The sequence below is a fragment of the Paucilactobacillus vaccinostercus DSM 20634 genome (genome assembly GCF_001436295.1).
In the GTDB taxonomy this organism is placed as follows: Bacteria; Bacillota; Bacilli; order Lactobacillales; family Lactobacillaceae; genus Paucilactobacillus; species Paucilactobacillus vaccinostercus.
On record NZ_AYYY01000059.1, the window covers coordinates 1 to 203 of the forward strand.

The following is a 203-nucleotide window of genomic DNA, read 5'->3' on the forward strand; positions in this document are numbered from 1 at the left end:
TGATCTTCGATCAATTCTTCATACAGGCGTGTAATTTTATCTTTAAGTATAGGATGAAACTTTTCCACGGCGCGTTTCCAAGTAAATGAGTATTTATTGGCGTCAGCTTCAATTTTTGTGCCATCGATAAATAGAGCTTGATCTTCAATCATACCATTGTCAGCTAGCAGCTTAGTAAAGTAGATAAAAGCGAGCTTAATAAG

1 pseudogene is annotated in these 203 nt (G+C 36.0%); it reads right to left on the reverse strand.

Annotated features, from left to right (window positions below):
- Positions 1-203, reverse strand: a pseudogene (locus tag FC26_RS08900) (IS5/IS1182 family transposase); the annotation flags it as partial.